The organism is Bisbaumannia salifodinae, assembly GCF_055388505.1.
Window position 1 is genome coordinate 2,725,033 of record NZ_AP043781.1, and the last position, 20,350, is coordinate 2,745,382.

General features: G+C 67.6%; 20 protein-coding genes. 13 read left to right on the plus strand and 7 right to left on the minus strand.

Annotated elements, in window-relative coordinates; genetic code table 11:
- On the minus strand, positions 1-1,299 hold the full coding sequence (locus ACZ5EF_RS12785; protein ID WP_346063524.1) for a flavin-containing monooxygenase: 1,299 nt from the start codon (positions 1,297-1,299) through the stop codon (positions 1-3).
- A gap of 238 nt (positions 1,300-1,537) precedes the next feature.
- Between ACZ5EF_RS12785 and cysP the strand changes: the two genes are divergently transcribed.
- From cysP to ACZ5EF_RS12810, 5 genes are all read left to right on the plus strand, one after another.
- Complete coding sequence (gene cysP, locus ACZ5EF_RS12790) at positions 1,538-2,554, plus strand: thiosulfate ABC transporter substrate-binding protein CysP (protein WP_346063523.1); 1,017 nt, start codon at positions 1,538-1,540, stop codon at positions 2,552-2,554.
- A gap of 6 nt (positions 2,555-2,560) precedes the next feature.
- On the plus strand, positions 2,561-3,415 hold the full coding sequence (gene cysT / locus ACZ5EF_RS12795; RefSeq protein ID WP_346063522.1) for a sulfate ABC transporter permease subunit CysT: 855 nt from the start codon (positions 2,561-2,563) through the stop codon (positions 3,413-3,415).
- A complete protein-coding gene (cysW, locus tag ACZ5EF_RS12800) occupies positions 3,415-4,236 on the plus strand; it encodes a sulfate ABC transporter permease subunit CysW (protein ID WP_346063521.1) in 822 nt (273 codons plus the stop codon). The genes cysT and cysW overlap by 1 nt, the downstream gene beginning before the upstream one ends.
- A gap of 2 nt (positions 4,237-4,238) precedes the next feature.
- Positions 4,239-5,336: a sulfate/molybdate ABC transporter ATP-binding protein gene (locus ACZ5EF_RS12805; protein ID WP_346063520.1), complete on the plus strand. Its 1,098-nt coding sequence runs from the start codon at positions 4,239-4,241 to the stop codon at positions 5,334-5,336.
- A 90-nt stretch (positions 5,337-5,426) separates the two neighbouring features.
- On the plus strand, positions 5,427-6,029 hold the full coding sequence (locus ACZ5EF_RS12810; protein ID WP_346063519.1) for a YajG family lipoprotein: 603 nt from the start codon (positions 5,427-5,429) through the stop codon (positions 6,027-6,029).
- 85 nt (positions 6,030-6,114) lie between these two features.
- On the opposite strand, the gene ACZ5EF_RS12815 is transcribed toward ACZ5EF_RS12810, so the two are convergent.
- The 3 genes from ACZ5EF_RS12815 to ACZ5EF_RS12825 all read right to left on the minus strand — a co-directional run bounded on the left by ACZ5EF_RS12815 (position 6,115) and on the right by ACZ5EF_RS12825 (position 7,960).
- Positions 6,115-6,756, minus strand: coding sequence for a thiopurine S-methyltransferase (locus ACZ5EF_RS12815; protein WP_346063518.1), 642 nt, complete (start codon positions 6,754-6,756; stop codon positions 6,115-6,117).
- A 33-nt stretch (positions 6,757-6,789) separates the two neighbouring features.
- Positions 6,790-7,413: a TIGR04211 family SH3 domain-containing protein gene (locus ACZ5EF_RS12820; RefSeq protein ID WP_346063517.1), complete on the minus strand. Its 624-nt coding sequence runs from the start codon at positions 7,411-7,413 to the stop codon at positions 6,790-6,792.
- Between the two features lie 217 nt (positions 7,414-7,630).
- Positions 7,631-7,960, minus strand: coding sequence for a DUF1820 family protein (locus ACZ5EF_RS12825; protein WP_346063516.1), 330 nt, complete (start codon positions 7,958-7,960; stop codon positions 7,631-7,633).
- Positions 7,961-8,444: 484 nt separating this feature from the next.
- Between ACZ5EF_RS12825 and miaB the strand changes: the two genes are divergently transcribed.
- The 6 genes from miaB (at position 8,445) to paaX (ending at position 15,116) form a co-directional block, all read left to right on the plus strand.
- Complete coding sequence (miaB, locus tag ACZ5EF_RS12830) at positions 8,445-9,788, plus strand: tRNA (N6-isopentenyl adenosine(37)-C2)-methylthiotransferase MiaB (protein WP_346063515.1); 1,344 nt, start codon at positions 8,445-8,447, stop codon at positions 9,786-9,788.
- Positions 9,789-9,901: 113 nt separating this feature from the next.
- Positions 9,902-10,984 (plus strand): PhoH family protein, encoded by a 1,083-nt coding sequence (locus ACZ5EF_RS12835; protein WP_346063514.1) that lies wholly within the window; start codon positions 9,902-9,904, stop codon positions 10,982-10,984.
- On the plus strand, positions 10,981-11,499 hold the full coding sequence (gene ybeY / locus ACZ5EF_RS12840) for an rRNA maturation RNase YbeY (protein ID WP_346063513.1): 519 nt from the start codon (positions 10,981-10,983) through the stop codon (positions 11,497-11,499). The genes ACZ5EF_RS12835 and ybeY overlap by 4 nt, the downstream gene beginning before the upstream one ends.
- Complete coding sequence (locus ACZ5EF_RS12845; protein WP_346063512.1) at positions 11,496-12,365, plus strand: HlyC/CorC family transporter; 870 nt, start codon at positions 11,496-11,498, stop codon at positions 12,363-12,365. The genes ybeY and ACZ5EF_RS12845 overlap by 4 nt, the downstream gene beginning before the upstream one ends.
- Positions 12,366-12,406: 41 nt before the next feature.
- On the plus strand, positions 12,407-13,876 hold the full coding sequence (gene lnt, locus ACZ5EF_RS12850) for an apolipoprotein N-acyltransferase (RefSeq protein ID WP_346063511.1): 1,470 nt from the start codon (positions 12,407-12,409) through the stop codon (positions 13,874-13,876).
- Positions 13,877-14,189: 313 nt separating this feature from the next.
- On the plus strand, positions 14,190-15,116 hold the full coding sequence (paaX, locus tag ACZ5EF_RS12855; protein WP_346063510.1) for a phenylacetic acid degradation operon negative regulatory protein PaaX: 927 nt from the start codon (positions 14,190-14,192) through the stop codon (positions 15,114-15,116).
- Positions 15,117-15,190: 74 nt separating this feature from the next.
- Here the strand turns inward: paaX and ACZ5EF_RS12860 are convergent, their stop codons facing one another.
- The 3 genes from ACZ5EF_RS12860 to paaN all read right to left on the minus strand — a co-directional run bounded on the left by ACZ5EF_RS12860 (position 15,191) and on the right by paaN (position 18,362).
- Positions 15,191-15,976: an enoyl-CoA hydratase-related protein gene (locus ACZ5EF_RS12860; protein ID WP_346063509.1), complete on the minus strand. Its 786-nt coding sequence runs from the start codon at positions 15,974-15,976 to the stop codon at positions 15,191-15,193.
- Positions 15,973-16,608 (minus strand): phenylacetic acid degradation protein PaaY, encoded by a 636-nt coding sequence (gene paaY / locus ACZ5EF_RS12865; protein ID WP_346063508.1) that lies wholly within the window; start codon positions 16,606-16,608, stop codon positions 15,973-15,975. The genes ACZ5EF_RS12860 and paaY overlap by 4 nt, the downstream gene beginning before the upstream one ends.
- A 74-nt stretch (positions 16,609-16,682) precedes the next feature.
- Complete coding sequence (paaN, locus tag ACZ5EF_RS12870) at positions 16,683-18,362, minus strand: phenylacetic acid degradation protein PaaN (RefSeq protein WP_346063507.1); 1,680 nt, start codon at positions 18,360-18,362, stop codon at positions 16,683-16,685.
- Positions 18,363-18,748: 386 nt separating this feature from the next.
- Between paaN and paaF the strand changes: the two genes are divergently transcribed.
- Positions 18,749-19,522: a 2,3-dehydroadipyl-CoA hydratase PaaF gene (gene paaF / locus ACZ5EF_RS12875; protein ID WP_346063506.1), complete on the plus strand. Its 774-nt coding sequence runs from the start codon at positions 18,749-18,751 to the stop codon at positions 19,520-19,522.
- Positions 19,523-19,552: 30 nt separating this feature from the next.
- Complete coding sequence (paaG, locus tag ACZ5EF_RS12880; protein WP_346063505.1) at positions 19,553-20,344, plus strand: 2-(1,2-epoxy-1,2-dihydrophenyl)acetyl-CoA isomerase PaaG; 792 nt, start codon at positions 19,553-19,555, stop codon at positions 20,342-20,344.
- Positions 20,345-20,350 lie beyond the last annotated feature (6 nt).

A 20,350-nucleotide genomic window follows, 5' to 3' on the forward strand; every position in this document is an offset into this window, starting at 1 on the left:
TTACTCGACGGTCGCCGCCCGGCGCGGCGCGGTGCGCCCCGCGCCCTGGGCCTCGGCGTGATAGGCCAGGTACTTGCGCTGGGTGGCGATGTGATCGGCGATATGCTTGGCGTCATGCCACACCCCCCAGATAAAGCTGGAGCCGCGCCGCGACAGCCAGGGCAGGCCGACGAAATAGACGCCGGGCTCGCGGGAGACGCCGCGCTGGTGCCGGGGCTTGCCGCTGTCGTCGAAGGCATCCACCTTCAGCCAGCGGTAGTCCACCGTGAAGCCGGTGGCCCAGACGATGGTGGTGATGCCGGCCTCGGCCAGGTCGAGCTCGAGCAGCGGCTCACGCACGCAGGTCGGATCGTCGGGGATATGCCGCGCCTCGGGCTCCTCCGGCAGATCGAGGCCATTACGGCGGGCATAGTCGTCGGCGGCATCCAGCATCGACAGGTAGTTGGCGTCGCCGGCGGCCAGGTTGTCGGCCAGGTCGGGCTCGAAGGTGACCTTGCCGTCGGCGAAGGCGCGGGTGCGCCCGACCAGGGTCATGCCCTGGTGGGCCAGCTCGCGGAAGTCGATGGTCTTGCCGCCATCGGCGCCGCTCACCGCGATGGTGACGTGCTCGCTGCCGGGGCGCATCATCTCGGTATCCCACTCGCCGAGCACCCCCAGCCACCAGCAGAAGTCGCGCCCCCGGTAGGCGCGGGGCGGACGATCGTGGGGCCCCACCGAGAGGTAGACCCGCCGGCCCGAGCGCCGCAGCTCCTCGGCGATCTGCACCCCGGAGGAACCGGCCCCCACCACCAGCACCGCCCCTTCCGGCAGTTGCCCGGGGTTGCGATACTCGGCGGAGTGAAGCTGGGTGAGGGTCGCGTCTTCGGGGGCGATGGGCGGAATCACCGGCGTCTGGAAGGGACCGGTGGCGGCCACCACCCGGTTGGCCTCGATCACCCCCTCGGAGGTCTCGATGGTAAAGCCCGGCCGGCCGGCGTTGCGCTCCACCGACCTGACCTCGACCCCGGTGCGGATGGGGGCCTGGATCTTCTCGGCATAGGCCTCGAAATAGGCCGCCACCCGCTCCTTGTCGGCGAAGGCGTCGGGGTCCAGGTCGTCGAACTCGAGCCCCGGGAAGCGGTCATGCCAGGCCGGGCCATTGGCCACCAGGGAGTCCCAGCGGCGGGTGCGCCAGGCCTCGGCGATGCGGTTACGCTCCAGCACCAGATGGGGCACGCCCTGATTGCTCAGGTGTTCGCTCATGGCCACGCCGGCCTGACCGCCGCCCACCACCAGGGTATCGATCGTTTCTACTGTCATGCTGCGTCCTCCGGGTGAAGTCGTTATGCCCCCACCTTAGGCGCGCCCCATGATTAGATAAAATATAGTTATTCTAGCTTTTGCATCAAAAAAACCGATTCTCGGTGACACCGCCGTCGTCATCGAGAATGGCTATCGGGCATTATTCCCAAAATATATATAAAACAGGATTGTCATTACTTATGGGCTAGTTTAGCCTGCTATCAAACATCCTTAATCTCGTGCGGAGCCCATGACCATGTTCAAGCCCTCCTGGATTCATCGCGGCATCCTGGCCGCCGCCCTCGGCAGCAGCGTCGTCGTCGCCACCCCGGCCCTGGCCCAGGAGCGCGAGCTGCTCAACTCCTCCTACGACATCGCCCGGGAGCTGTTCTCCGCCATCAACCCGGACTTTATCGCCGATTGGGAGGCCGAGCATGGCGAGACCGTCGGCGTGCAGCAGTCCCACGGCGGCTCCTCCGCCCAGGCCCGGGCCATCATGCAGGGCCTGCGCGCCGACGTGGTGACCTATAACCAGGTCACCGACGTCCAGGTGCTGGCCGACGCCGGCCTGGTGGCCGAGGAGTGGCAAAGCCAGTTGCCCAATAACGCCTCCCCCTACTACTCCACCACCGCCTTCCTGGTGCGCAAGGGCAACCCTAAGGGCATCGAGAGCTGGGACGACCTGGTGCGCGAGGACGTGAGCATGGTCTTCCCCAACCCCAAGACCTCCGGCAACGGCCGCTACACCTACCTGGCCGCCTGGGGCTTCGCCGAGCAGGCCTTCGATGGTGACGAGGAGCAGATCCACGACTTTATGCGCACCTTCCTGCGCAACGTGGCGGTCTTCGACACCGGCGGCCGCGGCGCCACCACCAGCTTTATCGAGCGCGGCCTGGGCGACGTGCTGATCAGCTTCGAATCCGAGGTCAACAACATCCGCGGCGAGTACGGCGAGGACGACTTTGAGGTGATCGTGCCGCCGGTGAGCATCCTCGCCGAGTTCCCTGTGGCCGTGGTGGAGGCCAACGCCGAGCGCAACGGCACCGAGGATCTGGCCCGGGGCTACCTGGACTACCTCTATAGCGAAGCGGGGCAGCGCACCCTGGCCGGCTTCAACTACCGGGTCCACCACGAGGCGGTGGTGGAAGAGTTCGCCGAGCGGTTCCCCGAGACCGAGCTGCTGCGCGTCGAGGAGGTCTTCGGCGGCTGGGAGCAGGCCATGGAGGACCACTTCGCCGGCGGCGCCCTGCTCGATCAACTGCAGCGTCGCTAAGCCGTCATGAGCCTCGCCCTTCCCCGCCTCACTGGCCGTCGCCGGGTCCTGCCCGGCTTCGGCCTGTCGCTGGGCATCAGCCTGATGTTCGTCTCGCTGGTGCTGCTGCTGCCCATGACCAGCCTGGTGGGCCAGCTCTCTGGCATCAGCCTGGCCGAGTACTGGGCCATCATCAGCGATGGCCGGGTGGTGGCCAGTTACACCGTGACCATCGGCGCCGCCGCCCTGGCGGCGCTGGTCAACGGCGCCTTCGGCCTGCTGCTGGCCTGGGTGCTGGTGCGCTACGACTTCCCCGGCAAGCGCCTGCTCGATGCCCTGATGGACCTGCCCTTCGCCCTGCCCACGGCGGTGGCCGGCATCACCCTGGCCACCCTCTACGCCGGCAGCGGCTGGATGGGACGGCTCCTTGAGCCGCTGGGACTGCAGGTGGCCTATACCTGGGTGGGCATCGCCCTGGCCATGGCCTTCACCAGCATCCCCTTCGTGGTGCGCACCGTGCAGCCGGTGCTGGAGGACCTGCCCCAGGAGGTGGACGAGGCGGCCCTGACCCTGGGCGCCTCTGATGCCACCGCCTTCCGCCGGGTGATCCTGCCGCACCTGTGGCCGGCGCTGGTGACCGGCACGGGGCTCGCCTTCGTGCGTTCGCTGGGCGAGTTCGGCGCCATCATCTTTATCGCCGGCAATATGCCCTACGAGACCGAGATCACCGCCCTGATGATCTTCGTCAAGCTCCAGGAGTACGACTATGTGGGGGCCTCGGCCATCGCCTCGGTGATATTGATGGTCTCGCTGGCGCTGCTGCTGGCGATCAATATCTGGCAGGGGCGCTTTATCAAGCGTCTGCATGGAGGGCGCGGCTGATGCAACGGATCGGTGATGCCCCGGCGGTGCGCCGGGGCCTGATTGGCGCCGCCCTGGTTCTCTCGGCGCTCTTCCTGCTGCTGCCCCTGGTGGCCATCTTCGCCCAGGCCTTCGCCCAGGGCGTGGGCATCTTCTGGTCCAATGTCAGCGACCACTACACCCTGGCCGCCATCGGCCTGACGCTGGTTATCACCGTGCTGACGATTCCCGTCTGCCTGGGGTTCGGCGTGGCCCTGGCCTGGCTGGTAACCCGCTTCAGCTTCCCGGGTCGGCGCCTGCTGCAGACCCTGATCGATATCCCCTTCGCCGTCTCGCCGGTGGTGGCGGGGCTGATCTACCTGCTGCTCTACGGCCGCAACGGCTGGATCGGTGGCTGGCTGGACGCGCACGATATCCAGCTGATGTTCGCCTGGCCGGGGATCCTGATGGTGACCATCTTCGTCACTTGCCCCTTCGTGGCCCGGGAACTGATCCCGCTGATGCAGGCCCAGGGCTCCCGGGAAGAGGAAGCGGCGGTGACCCTGGGCGCCTCCGGCGCGACCATCTTCCGCCGGGTGACCCTGCCCAATATCCGCTGGGCGCTGCTCTACGGGGTGATCCTCACCAACGCCCGGGCGGTGGGCGAGTTCGGCGCCGTCTCGGTGGTCTCCGGGGCCATCCGCGGCCAGACCAACACCCTGCCGCTGCACCTGGAGCAGCTCTACCAGGACTACAACACCGTGGGCGCCTTCGCCAGTGCAGCGCTGCTGGCCCTGATCGCCCTGTTCACGCTGGCCGCCAAGGCCGGCCTGGAATGGCGCGCCGCGCGCCGGGAGGCTTGATCATGGGCATTCGCCTGAGCCAAATCGCCAAGACCTACGGCCGTCCGGGCACGCCCCGGGCCCTGGAGCCCATCGACCTGGAGATCGCCAGCGGCGAACTGGTGGGCCTGCTGGGCCCCTCCGGCTCCGGCAAGACCACCCTGCTGCGGATCATCGCCGGCCTGGAACAGCCCGACCGCGCCCCCGCCGGCACCCTCCATTTCGGTAGCCGCGACGTCACCGAGGTGCATGTACGCGACCGGCGCATCGGCTTCGTCTTCCAGCACTATGCGCTGTTCAAGCATATGACGGTGTTCGACAACGTGGCCTTCGGCCTCACGGTGCAGCCGCGCAGCCAACGCCCGTCGAGCGGCGAGATCCGCGCCCGGGTGCACCAGTTGCTGGAGATGGTGCAACTGGAGCGTTTCGCCAAGCGCTACCCTGCGGAACTCTCCGGCGGCCAGCAGCAGCGGGTCTCGCTGGCCCGGGCCCTGGCCCTGCGCCCCGAGGTGCTGCTGCTCGACGAGCCCTTCGGCGCCCTGGACGCCAAGGTGCGCCAGGACCTGCGCCGCTGGCTGCGCCACCTGCACGACGAGCTGAACTTCACCAGCGTCTTCGTGACCCACGACCAGGAGGAGGCCCTGGAGCTCTCCGACCGGGTGGTGGTGATGAGCAACGGCCGCATCGAGCAGATCGATGCCCCGGCACGGCTCTATCGGGCCCCGGCCAACCGCTTCGTCTTCGAGTTCCTGGGCGACGTCAATCGCCTGGAGGGCGAGGTGCGCGACGGCGTGCTGACCTGCGGCGAGGCGCGCCTGGCGGTCGAGCTGCCCGAGGGGCCCCAGGAGCTGCTGCTGCGCCCCCACGAGCTGAGCCTGGACGCCGCCCCCGGTGCCGCGGCGCATCTGCCGATGACGGTCACCGCCGTGGTGCCAGTGGGTGCCGAGGTGCGCCTGGAGCTGGCCGCCGACTGGCTCGCCGAGCCCTGGCTGGCCACCATCGGCCATGGCGATTTCGAGCGCCTCGACGTCAAGCGTGGCCAGCGCCTCTATGCCCTGCCCCAGCGCTGGCATCGCTTCGGCGCCGAAGGCCAGCCGGCGGCCAAGCCCAGCCTGGCCTGACCGGGAGACCCGACGCTTTCCAGACTCGGCGCCCGCCCCCTATACTCGCCTCGGCATTCCGCCGAGGCGTTGTTATTGGAGATCCCCCTTATGCCGAACCCTAAGCCCAGCCCCCTTCCCAGCATCCCGGTTCTTGCGCTGTTGCTCGTCGCCCTGCTGCTGGCGGGCTGCAGCAGCCCTCACTACCTGCAGGTGGATCCCCGGGTCAGCGCCGAACTGCCGCGTAGCGGCCAGGGCCAGGCGGTGGCGGTGCATGTGGTGGATGGTCGCGACAGCGAGGTGCTGGGCACCCGCAGCGGCGCCGAGATGTCCGCCGCCACCATTACCGTGCAGGCCCATGAGCTGGTGCCCAAGCTGCAGGCCCAGGCCGAGGAGGCGGTACGCCAGATGGGCTTTAGTCCCACCCGCCAGACCGACACCACCCCGCGACTGACCCTGACCCTGATGCGCCTGGACTATGCCCGCGGCGACGGCGTGCCGGTGCTCGGCGAGGCGGTGCTGGAGGCGGTCTTCCAGGCCGAGGCGGTCAACGCCGGCACCACCTATACCGGCACCTACACCTCGCGGCGCACCCAGAGCTATGCCCTGCGTCCCAGCCAAGAGGCCAATACCCGGATGGTCAATGAACTGCTCGGTGACGGCCTCAACCGCAGCTTCCGAGACCCGGAGCTGGGTGCCCTGCTGGCTCGCTGATCGTCTACGCCAACGCCGCCACAAAACGTCAAGGGGCGCCTCCATGGAGGCGCCCCTTGACGTGATAACGCCGAGAAACCGGCGCTTAACGCCGCGGCCCCCGCCGCCGTAGCGACCAGATGCTCTCGCGAAAGCCGTTGGATTCCGGCTCGGCATCGTCCAGGTGCAACAGTTCGAAGTTGGCGCCGAACAGCCGCTCCACCTCGGCCGCCTCGACGCTGAAGGGCGGGCCGGCGCTATCCGGCCGGGTCAGGCTGACCAGCAGCCCGCGACTGCCCGGGGCCAGCAACTGGGCGAGATGAAAGGCATAGCGCTGGCGGGTCGCCTCCGGCAGGGCGATCAGGGCGGCACGATCATAGAAGGCCCCCACCTCGGCGGCCTGGGGCAGATGGAAGTGGAAGAAGTCACCACACCATAGCTCCACGCTGCCCTGGCGGGTCACCTCGAAGTCGCCCTGACGGTAGCGGGACGCCGGCGCCTCGCCCTCGGCCACGAACTGGGCGATCGCCTGGCTGGCCAGTTCGATGCCCAGCACCGGATGCCCCCGTTCGGCCAGCCAGCGCATATCCAGGCTCTTGCCACACAACGGTACCAGCACCTTGGTATCGCTGGGCACGCCAAGCCCGGGCCAGTAGCGCGCCAGCGCCGGATGGGCCGCCTCGCGGTGAAAGCCAATGCGACCTTCCCGCCAGCGCGCCAACCATTCGTTTTCCTGAACGCTATCCATCTCTCACCAGACTCCCTTGGTCACCGGCAGCACTTAGAACCAGCGATCGCGCTTCTTGCGGCGCCGCGGCAAGTGGGGAACGATCAGCCCCGCCAGCAGGCCGGCACCGGCCACGCCGCCGCCATACAGGAAGTAACGCAGCAGCAGGTCTTCCTCCTGGGTATCCAGGCGCGCCTGCAGCTCGCGTACCCGGCGCTGGGCCTCGGTGACCTGGCCGTCCAGCTCATGGTTGCGCGACTCCAGCTCGGCGATCCGCGCCTCGCGCACCGCCAGGGTCTCGGTCATGCCGGCCACGCGCTGCTCCCACTGCTCGTTGATGCCGTCGAGCTCCTCGGTCAGCTCGGCCACTTGGCTCTCCAGCGCCGGCAGGCGGACCCGATCGCTGGGCTCATCCTGTAGCTCGCTGGTCAACACCCAGACCGCATTGCCGTTGGCGTTCATCACCCGGGTGTAATTCCCGCTGCTCTCCAGGGCGCGTACCGGCTCACCGGCGGTGAGGGTGCCGATGATACGGTAGCCATCGGTGGGCCCACTGCGCACGAAGGTGCTGAGTTCATCGGTGACCCAGTGGGTCGGGTCCTGCACTTCCTGAGCCTGGACGGAGAGGCTCAGCCCTCCCAACACCAGGCCCATGATCATGGGGTTGAATTGTTTCATAGCTCTGCCGTCATGATGGGCTCGGGGTGGCACGGCGGCCCTGCCCCAGGCGATCTTCGGCGTGATCGGCGACTCCTTCGACGATCCCGCCCCACTCGGATTGCCATCCACAGCTTCTGTGGATAAGTCTTGGGAAAACCCTTCGCGAAGAGTTCGTATCCGGCATCGGCGCTGCGATCCCTACAAATCGATCACTTTTTGATCGAGGGCGCGGACGTTACTCCTCGCCGCGGGGTGGCCAGCTCATGGGCCGCGGAAACTCCGCCACCTTGCCCTCGGCCTTGACCGCCTTGGCCACGCCCTCGCGCTCCACTTCATCGATACGCACGATGGAATTCAAGGGGATATAACTACGATTGACCCCCTCGAAGGTGCGCCGCAGCTTGTCGCTGGAGGGGTCCACCACCAGCTTGGAGGCATCCTCGAAGACGAGTTCCTCCACCTCGATAAAGCCCCACAGCTCGCTCTGGAAGATCTCTCGTGCGTAGAGCTCCCAGACCTCGCCCTGATTATGGAATACCACGCGATAGATGGGCTTGGACGCCATATTGCCTCTGTTTCGACCTCATTTGACCGCCTCGCCGGTGGGCAAGAGCGCCCGCCGGACCGTGACCGGCAAGAATATCACAGCCGCGCCCGGGCCGAACCCGGGGCACGCCCCACCCTCGCGAAGAAACGCAGCTGAAATGGCTAAGGGGCGCTGGAGGCAGGGCGGAGCGGGGGTCCTATGCCAGGGGTGAGGAGCACGGCTCCGAACGGGCTGGCCATGGATGGCCAGCACCGGTCCTGCGAGCGGAGCGGGATGCGAGAGCGAAGCAGGGCATCGGTAGCGCCCAGGGAGGGGTTCACAGCGCCCCGCGAAGGCCTGCCTCCAGAATAGCCCTAGCGAAGGAACAGGCGACTCTGGCTCCCACCCAGGCGGGTGCGTATAATCCTTGCCCAGATATTCACGCTTGGCCGCAAGGCCCCTCCTGTATAGACCCCAAACCGGTGACGGAAACGTCGGGCCACGTGCCGCGACCCTGATTCTTATGGCGAAGAAACTCTTCATCAAGACCCACGGCTGCCAGATGAACGAGTACGACTCCGCACGCATGGCGGATCTGCTCGGCGAGTCGCACGACCTGGAACTGACCGACGACGAAACCCAGGCGGACGTGATCCTGCTCAACACCTGCTCGATCCGCGAGAAGGCCCAGGAGAAGGTCTTCCATCAGTTGGGGCGCTGGAAGAAGCTCAAGGAGAGCAACCCGGAGCTGGTGATCGGCGTCGGCGGCTGCGTGGCCAGCCAGGAGGGCGAGGCCCTGCGCAAGCGCGCCCCCCATGTGGACATGGTCTTCGGTCCCCAGACCCTGCACCGGGTGCCGGCGATGCTCGACTCCCGCCAGCAGAACCAGATCTCGGTGGTCGACGTCACCTTCCCGGAGATCGAGAAGTTCGATCACCTGCCCAAGCCCAGCTCCGACGGCGCCACCGCCTTCGTCTCGGTGATGGAAGGCTGCTCCAAGTACTGCACCTTCTGCGTGGTGCCCTATACCCGCGGCGAGGAGGTCTCGCGGCCCTTCGAGGCGGTGATGGACGAGGTGATCCACCTTGCCGACCAGGGCGTGCGGGAGATCAACCTGCTGGGCCAGAACGTCAACGCCTACCGCGGCGAGAACCAGCTCGGCGACGAGATCGACCTGGCCGAGCTGATCGCTTGCGTGGCGGCGGTGGAAGGCATCGATCGTATCCGCTTCACCACCTCCCACCCGGTGGAATTCTCCGACAGCCTGATCGAGGCCTACGGCGAGATCCCCGAGCTGGTCAGCCACCTGCACCTGCCGGTGCAGTCCGGCTCCGACCGCATCCTGGCGGCCATGAAACGCGGCCACGGCGTGGAAGAATATGTGGACAAGATGGAGCGGATCCGCGAACTGCGCCCGGACATCAGCTTCTCCTCGGACTTTATCATCGGCTTCCCAGGCGAGACCGACGAGGACTTCGAGGCCACCATGGACCTCATCCATCGCATCGGCTTCGATCACTCCTTCAGCTTCGTCTACTCGGCGCGTCCCGGCACCCCGGCGGCCAGCCTCGAGGACGACACCCCGGAGGGCGTCAAGAAGCAGCGCCTGGCGATCCTCCAGGAGCGCATCAACCAGCAGGCGATGCAGATCAGCCGCCGCATGGTGGGTAGCACCCAGCGCATCCTGGTCACCGGCTTCTCGCCCAAGGACCCGGGCCAGCTCTCCGGACGCACCGAGAACAACCGGGTGGTCAACTTCCGCGCCGCCAACCCCATGGAGCTGATCGGCTTCTTCGTCGACGTGGAGATCACCGAGGCGCTGCCCAACTCCCTGCGCGGCGACCTGGCCTCCCCGGCGCGCTATTGAGCGCCTCCGAGAGCCTCCTCCGAGCCCCGCCCGCGGGCCGCACCCAGGCATTGCCCCGGCACCGTCCGGGGCTTTAAGCTCATCGCATTCCCCCTGCCAAGGACCCTCTGCTCTTGAGCCAACACAGTTCCCAGGCCAATCGCATCATCACCCTTAACCTCGAGCCCAACGACCCCCTGCGCCTGGCCAATCTCTGCGGCCAGCGCGACGAGCACCTCAAGCTGGTGGAGTCGCGCCTCGGCGTGACCCTGCGCAACCGCGGCAATACCTTCCAACTGGCCGGCCCCGGCGCCCGGGTCAAGGCCGCCGCCAATGTGCTCGAGCACCTCTACCGGGAGGCCGAGGTCGACGAGCTGTCGCCGGACACCGTGCATCTCTTCCTGCAGGAGTCGGGCCTCGAGGCCCTGGAGGAGGACGAGGGCCCCCTGGACGATCACGAGGTGCTGCTGCGTACCCCCAAGGTGGTGATCAAGCCCCGCGGCCAGAACCAGCAGGGCTATGTTCAGAGCATCCGTAACCACGACATCAACTTCGGTATCGGCCCGGCGGGCACCGGCAAGACCTACCTGGCGGTGGCCGCGGCGGTGGAGGCGCTCAACCAGCAGCAGGTGCGCCGCATCCTGCTGGTGCGTCCGGCGGTGGAGGCCGGCGAAAAGCTCGGCTTTTTGCCCGGCGACCTGGCCCAGAAGATCGACCCCTACCTGCGCCCGCTCTATGACGCCCTCTACGAGATGCTCGGCTTCGAGCAGGTCGGCAAGCTGATCGAGCGCCAGATCATCGAGATCGCCCCGCTCGCCTATATGCGCGGCCGCACCCTCAACAACGCCTTTATCATCCTCGACGAGAGCCAGAACACCACCCGCGAGCAGATGAAGATGTTCCTGACCCGCATCGGCTTCGGCTCCACCGCGGTAATCACCGGCGACATCACCCAGGTGGACCTGCCCCGGGGCCAGAGCTCGGGGCTGATCCAGGTCCTCGAGGTGCTCAAGGACACCGCCGGCATCGGCGTCACCCACTTCGCCGCCAAGGACGTGGTGCGCCACCCCATGGTGCAGCGGATCATCGAGGCCTATGACCGCTTCGAGGCGGAGCAGGAGGCCGAAGAGCGCGCCCGCAAGGAGGCCCGCCGCGAGGCCCGGGAACGCCAGCAGGCCAGCCAGGCCAATGGCAAGGCCGGGGATGCCGGCCAATGAGCGAGATCGACCGCCAGGTGGCCCTGGCCGACGCCACCGACCGGGCCTGCCTGCCCGATGAGGCCCAACTGGCCGCCTGGGTCGGCGCCGTGCTGGCCCGCCACCCCGACGCCGCCGATCACGAACTGACGGTGCGTTTCGTCGACGGCGAGGAGAGCCAGGCCCTCAACCGCGACTACCGCGGCAAGGACAGGCCGACCAATGTGCTCTCCTTCCCCTTCGAGAGCCCGCCGGGGATCACCCTGCCGCTGCTCGGCGACCTGGTGATCTGCCATGGCGTCGTGGTTCGCGAGGCCGGGGAGCAGGACAAGCCGCTCTCGGCTCACTACGCTCATATGGTGGTCCATGGCACCTTGCATCTGCTGGGCCATGACCATATAGAGGATGACGAGGCCGAGTGCATGGAAGCCCTGGAGGTGGCCATCCTCGCCGAGCTGGGCTTCCCCGACCCCTACACGGCATCCGATCCGGCGCCCGGCGCGCCTTCTATCGAGGACACGAGACCCGACGCATGAGCGAAGACCGATCGAGTAGCCAGGGCAACAAGTCCTGGCTCGATAAGTTGTTCAGCGCCTTTTCCCCCGATAACGACGAGCCCAACTCCCGGGACGAGCTGCTGCTCTTCCTGCGCGAAGCCGGCTCCCGACTGCGCCTGGAGCAGGATGCCCTGACGATTATCGAGGGTGCCCTGCAGATCAACGACCAGCAGGTCCGCGAGGTCCTGATCCCCCGCTCCCAGGTCACCGCCATCGCCATCGACCAGCCCCTGGAGGATTATCTGCCGGTGATCCTCGAGACCGGCCACTCCCGCTACCCGGTGGTGGGCGAGAACCTCGACGAGGTGCTCGGCATCCTGCTGGTCAAGGATCTGCTGCCGATGCTGTGCCGCTCTTCGGAGGAGCGCGACGGCCTCGACCTGCGCCAGGTGCTGCGTCCGGCGATGTTCGTGCCGGAATCCAAACGCCTCAACAGCCTGCTCAAGGAGTTCCGCGACACCCATAACCATATGGCGGTGGTGGTCGACGAGTACGGCGGCACCGCGGGCATCGTCACCATCGAGGATATCCTCGAGCAGATCGTCGGCGATATCGAGGACGAGCACGATATCGACGAGGAGGAGGATATCCGCGAGCTGGGCGACGGCCGCTTCGCCATCCGCGCCCTGACCCCCATCGAGGACTTCAACGAGCGCTTCGAGACCCGCTTCCCCGACGAGGAGTTCGACACCCTGGGCGGCCTGGTGATGCAGCGCTTCGGCCACCTGCCCCGGCGCGGCGAGTTCACCGATCTGGGCGGCTGGCGCTTCACCGTGCTCAACGCCGACAATCGCCGTATCCGCCTGCTCCAGGCTGAGCCCTGCGAGATCGGCGAGGACGACTGACCCGCGCCACCAAGGAATCATCTTCGACAAGGAACGCATCGATGAGCGAGTTGCGCCTGCTCCCCTGGCATGCCTATCTGCTGGCCCTGCTGGCCGGGGGCCTGACCACCCTCACCGTTTCTCCCTTCGGGCTCTGGTGGCTGGGCCCGCTGGCCGCCGGCCTGATGTACCTGGGCATCCACGCCCTGACCCCGGGCCAGGCCGCCATGAAGGGCTGGTGCTACGGCCTGGGCCTGTTCGGCAGCGGTGCCTCCTGGGTCTATGTCTCGATCCACGACTACGGCTACACCGGGGTGCCGCTGGCGCTGTTGCTCACCGGCCTCTTCGTCGCCGGCCTGGCGCTGTTCTTCGCCGCCACATTCTGGCTCTACCGCCGCCTGACCGGGCCGCAACTCGCCGCCTTCACCTTCGCCGGCGCCTGGGTGCTGGGCGAGGTGCTGCGCACCTACGCCTTCACCGGCTTCCCCTGGCTGCTGCTGGGTAGCGCCCAGGTCGACTCGCCCCTGGCCCCCTGGGCCCCCATCGGCGGGGTCTACCTGCTGTCGCTGATCACCGCCCTTACCGGCAGCCTGGGGGTCGAACTGCTGCGCCGCCGCTGGGCCGCCGGGGCGATCATCGCCCTGCTCTGGCTGGCCGTACTGGTACTGCCCCGCCAGTGGAGCGAACCCAGCGGCGAGCCCCGCCGGGTCGCCCTGCTGCAGGGCAACCTGGATCAATTGATCAAGTGGACCCCGGAGGGGCAGCGGGTGGCGGCCAATACCTATAGCCGCCTGACCCTGGAACAGGACGACGACATCGACCTGATCGTCTGGCCCGAGGCGGCCCTGCCGATGTTCGAGGATCAGGCGCGGCCGATCTTCGAGCGGGTGCAGTCAAACCTGGCCCCGGACACCGCCCTACTCAGCGGCGTCCTGCAGCGGGACGCCGATAACCGCTTCTATAACGCCGTGGTGGGCCTGGGCGAGGTGGAGGGCGAGTACCGCAAGGCGCACCTGGTCCCCTTCGGCGAGTACCTGCCCCTGGAAAGCCTGCTGCGCGGCGCCATCGCCTTCTTCGACCTGCCCATGCCGGCGCTGCACCCCGGCCCGGACCGCCAGGCCCCCATGCATGCCGCCGGCCTGAGCCTGGGCAATGCCATCTGCTACGAGATCATCTATCCCGACCTGGTGGCGAGTCGCGCCCGCGACGCGGATATCCTACTGACGGTCTCCAACGACACCTGGTTCGGCGCCTCCCTCGGCCCCCAGCAGCACCTGCAGATGGCCCGCCTGCGGGCCCTGGAGAACGGCCGCTATGTGATGCGCGCCACCAGCAATGGCCTGACCGCCTTTATCGACCCCCAGGGCCGGGTGCTGGCCCAGGCCCCCCAGTTCGAGGAGACCAGCCTGGTCGGCGAGGTGCAGGGCATGCGGGGCCTGACGCCCTTTACCCGCACCGGCAGCTGGCCCGCCTGGCTGCTGGCCGCCCTGCTGGTGCTACCGGGGCTGCGCCTGACGCGCCGCAAAGCGTGATACCGAGTGAGGCAAACCAAACATAGTGGCTAAGGGGCGCTGGGGGCAGGATGGAGCGGGGGTTTTTTGCCAGGGATGGCAAAAGTAGCGCCCAAGGAGGGGTTCACAGCGCCCCGCGACGGCTTGCCCCCAGAATAGCCCCGAACCTCACGTAGAAAGAATGCAAGCCACAATAGCCCACTCACTGCGAAAGAAAAATACCGCCATACTCCCGTATCATGTTAGCGTGATTCTTTGCCCTGATACGGGTTTGGCGGCGCCAAGTCATTGGAATCGCTAAACTCTACCCAACTCCAATAAAGACCAGAATGTCATGATGTCAGCTACCGAGTGTGTCGCCTCCCTGATCGAGAGCTTCCAGAACCGGCGCCCGCTGCGCTCCGGCTCGCTGATCGTCACCCTCTACGGCGACGCCATCGTGCCCCGCGGCGGCACCGTCTGGTTGGGCAGCATCTCCCAGTTGCTGGAGCCTATCGGCATCAACGAGCGCCTGGTGCGCACCTCGGTCTATCGCCTGACCCGGGAGACCTGGCTGCAGGGCGAGAAGACCGGCCGACGCAGCTACTACAGCCTCAGCGGCCCGGGGCGGCGGCGCTTCGAGCAGGCCTTCAAGCGGGTCTACTACGGCAACGGCGAGGCCTGGGACGGCGGCTGGACCCTGGTCTTCCTCAGCCAGCTGGCCACCGCGGAGCGCGCCAAGGCCAAGGAGGAGCTGGAGTGGCTCGGCTTCGGCGCCTTCGCCAGTGGCGTGCTGGCCCACCCGCGCATGCACCGCAGTGAGGCCCTGGGCGTACTCCAGGAGCTCAGCATGGCCGAGGACGCCATCGTCCTGCATAGCGAGGCCAGCGAGCCCCTGGCCCCCAAGGCGCTGCGCCTGCAAGTGCGCGAGAGCTGGAACCTGGATCAACTGGCCGACAGCTACAGCCGCTTCCTGGTCCAGTTCCGCCCGCTCTGGAAGGCACTGAGCGAGGGCCACACCCTCGGCGATCAGGACGCCTTTATCGCCCGCACCCTCTTGATCCACGAGTATCGCAAGGTGCAGCTCCGCGACCCCCAGCTGCCCGAGGAGCTGCTGCCCACCGCCTGGGAAGGCCGCAACGCCCGCCAGCTATGCCGCAATATCTACCGGGAGATCTACCAGGGCGCCGAGCGCTGGCTGGACCGCCACCTGGAGACCGCCGAGGGCCCATTGCCCGCCCCCGCCGCCAGCTTCTACCAGCGCTTCGGCGGCCTGGACTAGCCACCAGGACACCGATACAAAAACGCCCGCCGGCATCATCGCCGGCGGGCGTTTTCTTACTGGGAAGCGCTAATTTACTTGTGCCGGAAGCTGGGCTTGCGCTTCTCGGCGAAGGCGGCCATGCCCTCCCGGCGATCCGCGAAGGCGAAGGTGCTCTGGAAGGCACGCCGCTCGAAGGTCAGCCCCGCCTGAAGCGGGCTCTCGAAGGCCTGGTGCACCGACTCGCGAATCAGCCGCACCACCGGCGCCGAGTGGCCGGCGATGGTGGTGGCCAGGGCCAGGGCCTCGGCCTCGAGCTCGGCGGCGGGGACCACGCGGCACACCAGGCCGGCGCGCTCGGCCTCCTCGGCGTCCATCATGCGCCCGGTCAGGCACAGTTCCATGGCCTTGGCCTTGCCGATGGCACGCACCAGGCGCTGGGTGCCACCGGCGCCGGGCATGGTGCCGATCTTCACCTCGGGCTGGCCGAACTTGGCGCTATCGGCGGCCAGGATCAGGTCGCAGGCCATGGCCATCTCGCAGCCGCCGCCCAGGGCGTAGCCGGCCACCGCCGCTAGCACCGGGGTGCGGCAGCGTTCCAGGGCCGCCCAGCCGCCATCAAAGGCGAAGGGGAAGTCCTCGGCCTGCAGGCCGGCCATGTCGCGGTCGAGCATCTCGCCGATATCGGCGCCGGCGGCGAACACCTTGTCACCCCCGGTCAGCACGATGGCACCGATCTCGGCATCCGCATCGAAGGCATCCAGGGCCCGGCCCAGTTCGGCCACCAGGCCGTTGCACAGGGCGTTGTAGGCCTGGGGACGATCCAGGCGGATCACCCCGACCCGGCCCTCGCGGGTCACCTGGAGATAGTCGTAATTCATGCGCTTTCCTCGCTATTCTGACGCGTGCCCTTGGGCTCGTGTGTCGTCCCCTTGGGTGCCGTGCTGCCGGCCTCCAGGCGCGGACGCTCGCTATCCAGCTCGCTGAGCGGCTCGCAGGGCTCCATCTGCTCCCGGCAGCGCCCCACCAGGCGCTGATACTCCCGGGTGCCCTGCTGCTTCCAGGCCACTTCCTGGTCGCTGAGCTCGCGCTTGACCTGGGCCGGGGAGCCCAGCACCAGGGACTGGGGCGGGCACTCGAAGCCGGCCTTGACGAAGGCGGCGGCGGCGACGATGGAGCGCTCGCCGATCACTGCACCATCCATCACCACGGCGTTCATGCCGACCATGGCATCGCGCTTGACCACGCAGCCATGCAGCACGGCGCCATGGCCGATATGGCCGTCCTGCTCCACCTTGGTGACGCAGCCGGGGAAACCGTGCATCACGCAGGTGTCCTGCAGGTTGGCTCCCTCCTCCAGCACCAGCTGGCCGAAGTCGCCGCGCATCACCGCGCCGGGCCCCACATAGCAGTTGGGGCCGACGATGACGTCGCCAATCAGCACCGCGGTGGGGTGCACATAGGCGCTGGGATGCACCACCGGGGTCACCCCCTCGAGGCGATAGCAGGGCATGGTGGGAACTCCTCTAGGCTGAAATGGCCACTCTGGGCCCGTGCCAACACGGGCCCAGAGTGGATGTCAGGCGATTACGCCTCGGCCGGGGCGTGGCGACGGCTCTGCACCACCACGAAGCGCCGGGCGACGAAGGCCTGGTCGCACAGGGAGGCGTTGGCCGCCGGGTTGCCGCCGGTGGCGTGGAAGTCGCTGAAGGCCGCGGACTGGTTGACGAAGACGCCGCCGTCCAGGTTGAGCGATAGCGGGGCCGCCACGTCCATGGCCAGTTGCTCGAACTGCTCCGCCACGGCGTCGTCGGTGGTATAGGCGCCGAGGGTGATGGCGCCCTTCTCGCCGATCACTTCCCGGGCCAGCGCGATGCTGTGCGCGGTGCTGTCGGTGGCAATGACGAAGCTGATCGGGCCGAAGCGCTCCTCGCTGAAGGCATCGCGCTGGCCGGCGTCGACCTTGAGCAGCAGCGGCGTGTGGATGCGTGCCTTGGGGAACTGCGGATGCTCGCGGGACTCGCTATCGAGCAGCACCTCGCCCAGCTCGCGGCAGGCCGCGATGCGCTCGGCGGTGGCCGGCGCCTGGATGGCCCCCAGCACGGCACAGGCGCGGTCGTTATCGGCGAGGAACTTCTCCACGGCCTTGGCCAGGGCGCCGGCCACCTGATCGAAGCTCATATGGCCGTCGGCGGTCTCGATGCCGCCCTTGGGCACATAGATCGCCTGGGTGGTGGTGCACATCTGGCCGGAGTAGAGGCTCAGGGTGAAGGCCAGGTTGCGGGTCACCGCCTTGAGGTCGGCGACGCTGTCGATGATCACGCTGTTGATGCCGGCCTTCTCGGTGAACACCTGGGCCTGGGTGGCGTTCTGCTCGAGCCACTCGCCGAAGGCGTTGGAACCGGTGAAGTCGATCAGCTTGACCGCCGGGTGGAGCGCCAGCGCCTTGGTCACCGGGGCCTCGAGGCTGTCCGGGGCCAGGGTCACCAGGGCGGGGTCGAAGCCCGCCTCGCCGAGCACCTCCTGGGCGACCCTGACGGTCATCGCCACCGGAAGGATGGCGCCCGGGTGCGGCTTGACGACCACCGGGTTACCGGTGGCCAGGCTGGCGAACAGGCCCGGGTAGGTGTTCCAGGTAGGGAAGGTGGAGCAGGCCACCACCAGGGAGATGCCGCGGGGCACGATATGGAAGCGCTTGTTCATCACCAGCGGGTCGTGCTTGCCCTGGGGCTTGACCCACTGGGCGGTCTCCGGCACCTGGGCCATGGCCTGCCAGGCATAGGTGACGGCTTCCAGGCCGCGATCCTGGGCGTGGGGGGCGCCGGCCTGGAAGGCCATCATCGGCGCCTGGCCGCTGGTGTGCATCACCGCCTGGCCGATCAGCGGACTCTGGGCATTGAGGCGCGCCAGGATTTCCAGGCAGACGCCGACCCGGGCCTTGGCACCGGCGTCGCGCCAGGCGGGCATGGCCGCCTGCATGGCATCGATCAGGGCCGCGGTCTCGGGCTGGTCATAGGTGATGCCCAGCTCGAAGCCGTAGGGGGAGACTTCGGCGCCGACGCGCTCGCTGGCGCCGGGGCTGACCAGCGAGAAGTGCTGCTTGCACAGCGCCTCGAAGTCTGCCGGCGCGCCCTTGACGGCCGCCTCGTCGTACTTCTTGAGGCTCTCGGGATAGGGGGTCCAGAACTCGCGGGAATTGATGGCCTGGACGGCGCCCTCGAGGGTGTCACGATGGCGCTCGAAGAACTGCTGGGCTTGCTGGGTCATGGGGGACTCCTGACTCAGGGAGGATATTTCGATACGTGATATATCCAAAGACTATCCATAGCGTAACGAAACATCAATCACCACGGGGCCAGGCGGCCCCATGCGCCTTTCCGAGCTTCACTACCATGTGACTGTTTTCCCGGGGTTTTACCGGCATATCGCTATGCACACCCCTCTCCTTCGACCATGGTATAAGAGCCGAAAAGCCAGCGACAAGCTCGACATTAAGAACCTGTTTTTTCAGGTTTTTTACCCCAGAACACAGGGAATGCGATACATGGATCTGGAAATCGCATCATTGATGCGTATCAAAAAATTCCTATACTCGTCGCTATCACCTCTCTTTATGTATCGCTTTCACGGCACCCGAGCCGAGTCGAGGAACCATGCCGAACCTGCTGCAACTCGAAGGCCCCCACCGCGGCGTCCTGCGTATCACCCTGCACCGCCCCGAGGCGCTCAACGCCCTGAATACCGCCCTGCTGGGCGAGCTGGCCGGGGTCCTGGCCGACGCCGGCCGGGATGACGCCATTCGCGCCGTGGTACTCACCGGCAGCCGTCGCGCCTTCGCCGCCGGCGCCGATATCAACGAAATGGCCGAACGCGACCTGGTGGGCATGCTCGACGACCCCCGTCAGCGTCACTGGGCCGCCATTGCTCGTTTCTCCAAGCCCATCGTCGCCGCCATCAACGGCTTCACCCTGGGCGGCGGCTGCGAACTGGCCATGCATGCCGATATCCGTATCGCCGGCGAAGACGCCAAGTTCGGCCAGCCGGAAATCAACCTGGGCATCATGCCCGGCGCCGGCGGCACCCAGCGACTGGTGCGGGCGGTGGGCCAGGCCCTGGCCACCCAGATGGTGCTGACCGGCGAGCCGATCTCCGCCCGCCGCGCCCTGGAAGCAGGGCTGATCAGCGAGATCACCCAGCCGGAGCTGACCGTGGAGCGCGCCACCGCCATCGCCGAGCGCATCGCCGAGAAGGCGCCGCTGGCGGTACGCCTGGCCAAGGAAGCCCTGCACAAGGCCCTGGACACCGACCTGGCCACCGGCCTGCGCTTCGAACGCCACGCCTTTACCGTGCTGGCCGGCACCGCCGATCGCGAGGAGGGCATCAAGGCCTTCCAGGAAAAACGCCGCGCCCAGTTTACCGGACGCTAACGCCCCCTTTGACGATAGAAGGACAGCGCCATGACCGATCAGCCTTTGCACTACTGCGTGGAAGCGGGCATCGCCCGCCTCACCCTCAACCGCCCCGACAGCCTCAATAGCTTCAACGGCGAGATGCACGCCGCCATGCGCGCGGCCCTCAAGGCGGTGCGCCAGGACAAGAGCGTGCGCGTGCTGCTGCTGACCGGCAACGGTCGCGGCTTCTGCGCCGGCCAGGACCTCTCCGACCGCAACGTGGCCCCCGGCGCCGAGGCGCCGGACCTGGGCGAGTCCCTGGAGAAGCGCTACAACCCCATGCTGCGCACCCTGCGTGACCTGCCCTTCCCCACCGTCTGTGCGGTAAACGGCGTGGCCGCCGGCGCCGGCGCCAATATCGCCCTGGCCTGCGACATCGTGCTGGCGGCGCGCTCCGCCAGCTTTATCCAGGCCTTCTGCAAGATCGGCCTGATCCCCGACTCCGGCGGCACCTGGAGCCTGCCGCGCCTGGTGGGCATGGCCCGCGCCAAGGGCCTGGCCATGCTGGGCGACAAGCTCGGCGCCGAGCAGGCCGAGCAGTGGGGCCTGATCTGGCGCTGCGTGGACGACGAGGCCCTGGCCGACGAGGCCCTGAGCCTGGCCCGCCACCTGGCCAGCCAGCCCACCCAGGGCCTGGCCTATATCAAGCGCGCCCTCCACGCCAGCGACGACAACGGCTTCGATGAACAGCTCGACCTGGAACGCGACCTGCAGCGCCTGGCCGGCCGCACCAGCGACTACCGGGAAGGCGTTAGCGCCTTTATGGAAAAGCGCAAGCCCGAGTTCAAGGGGGAGTAAGCATGG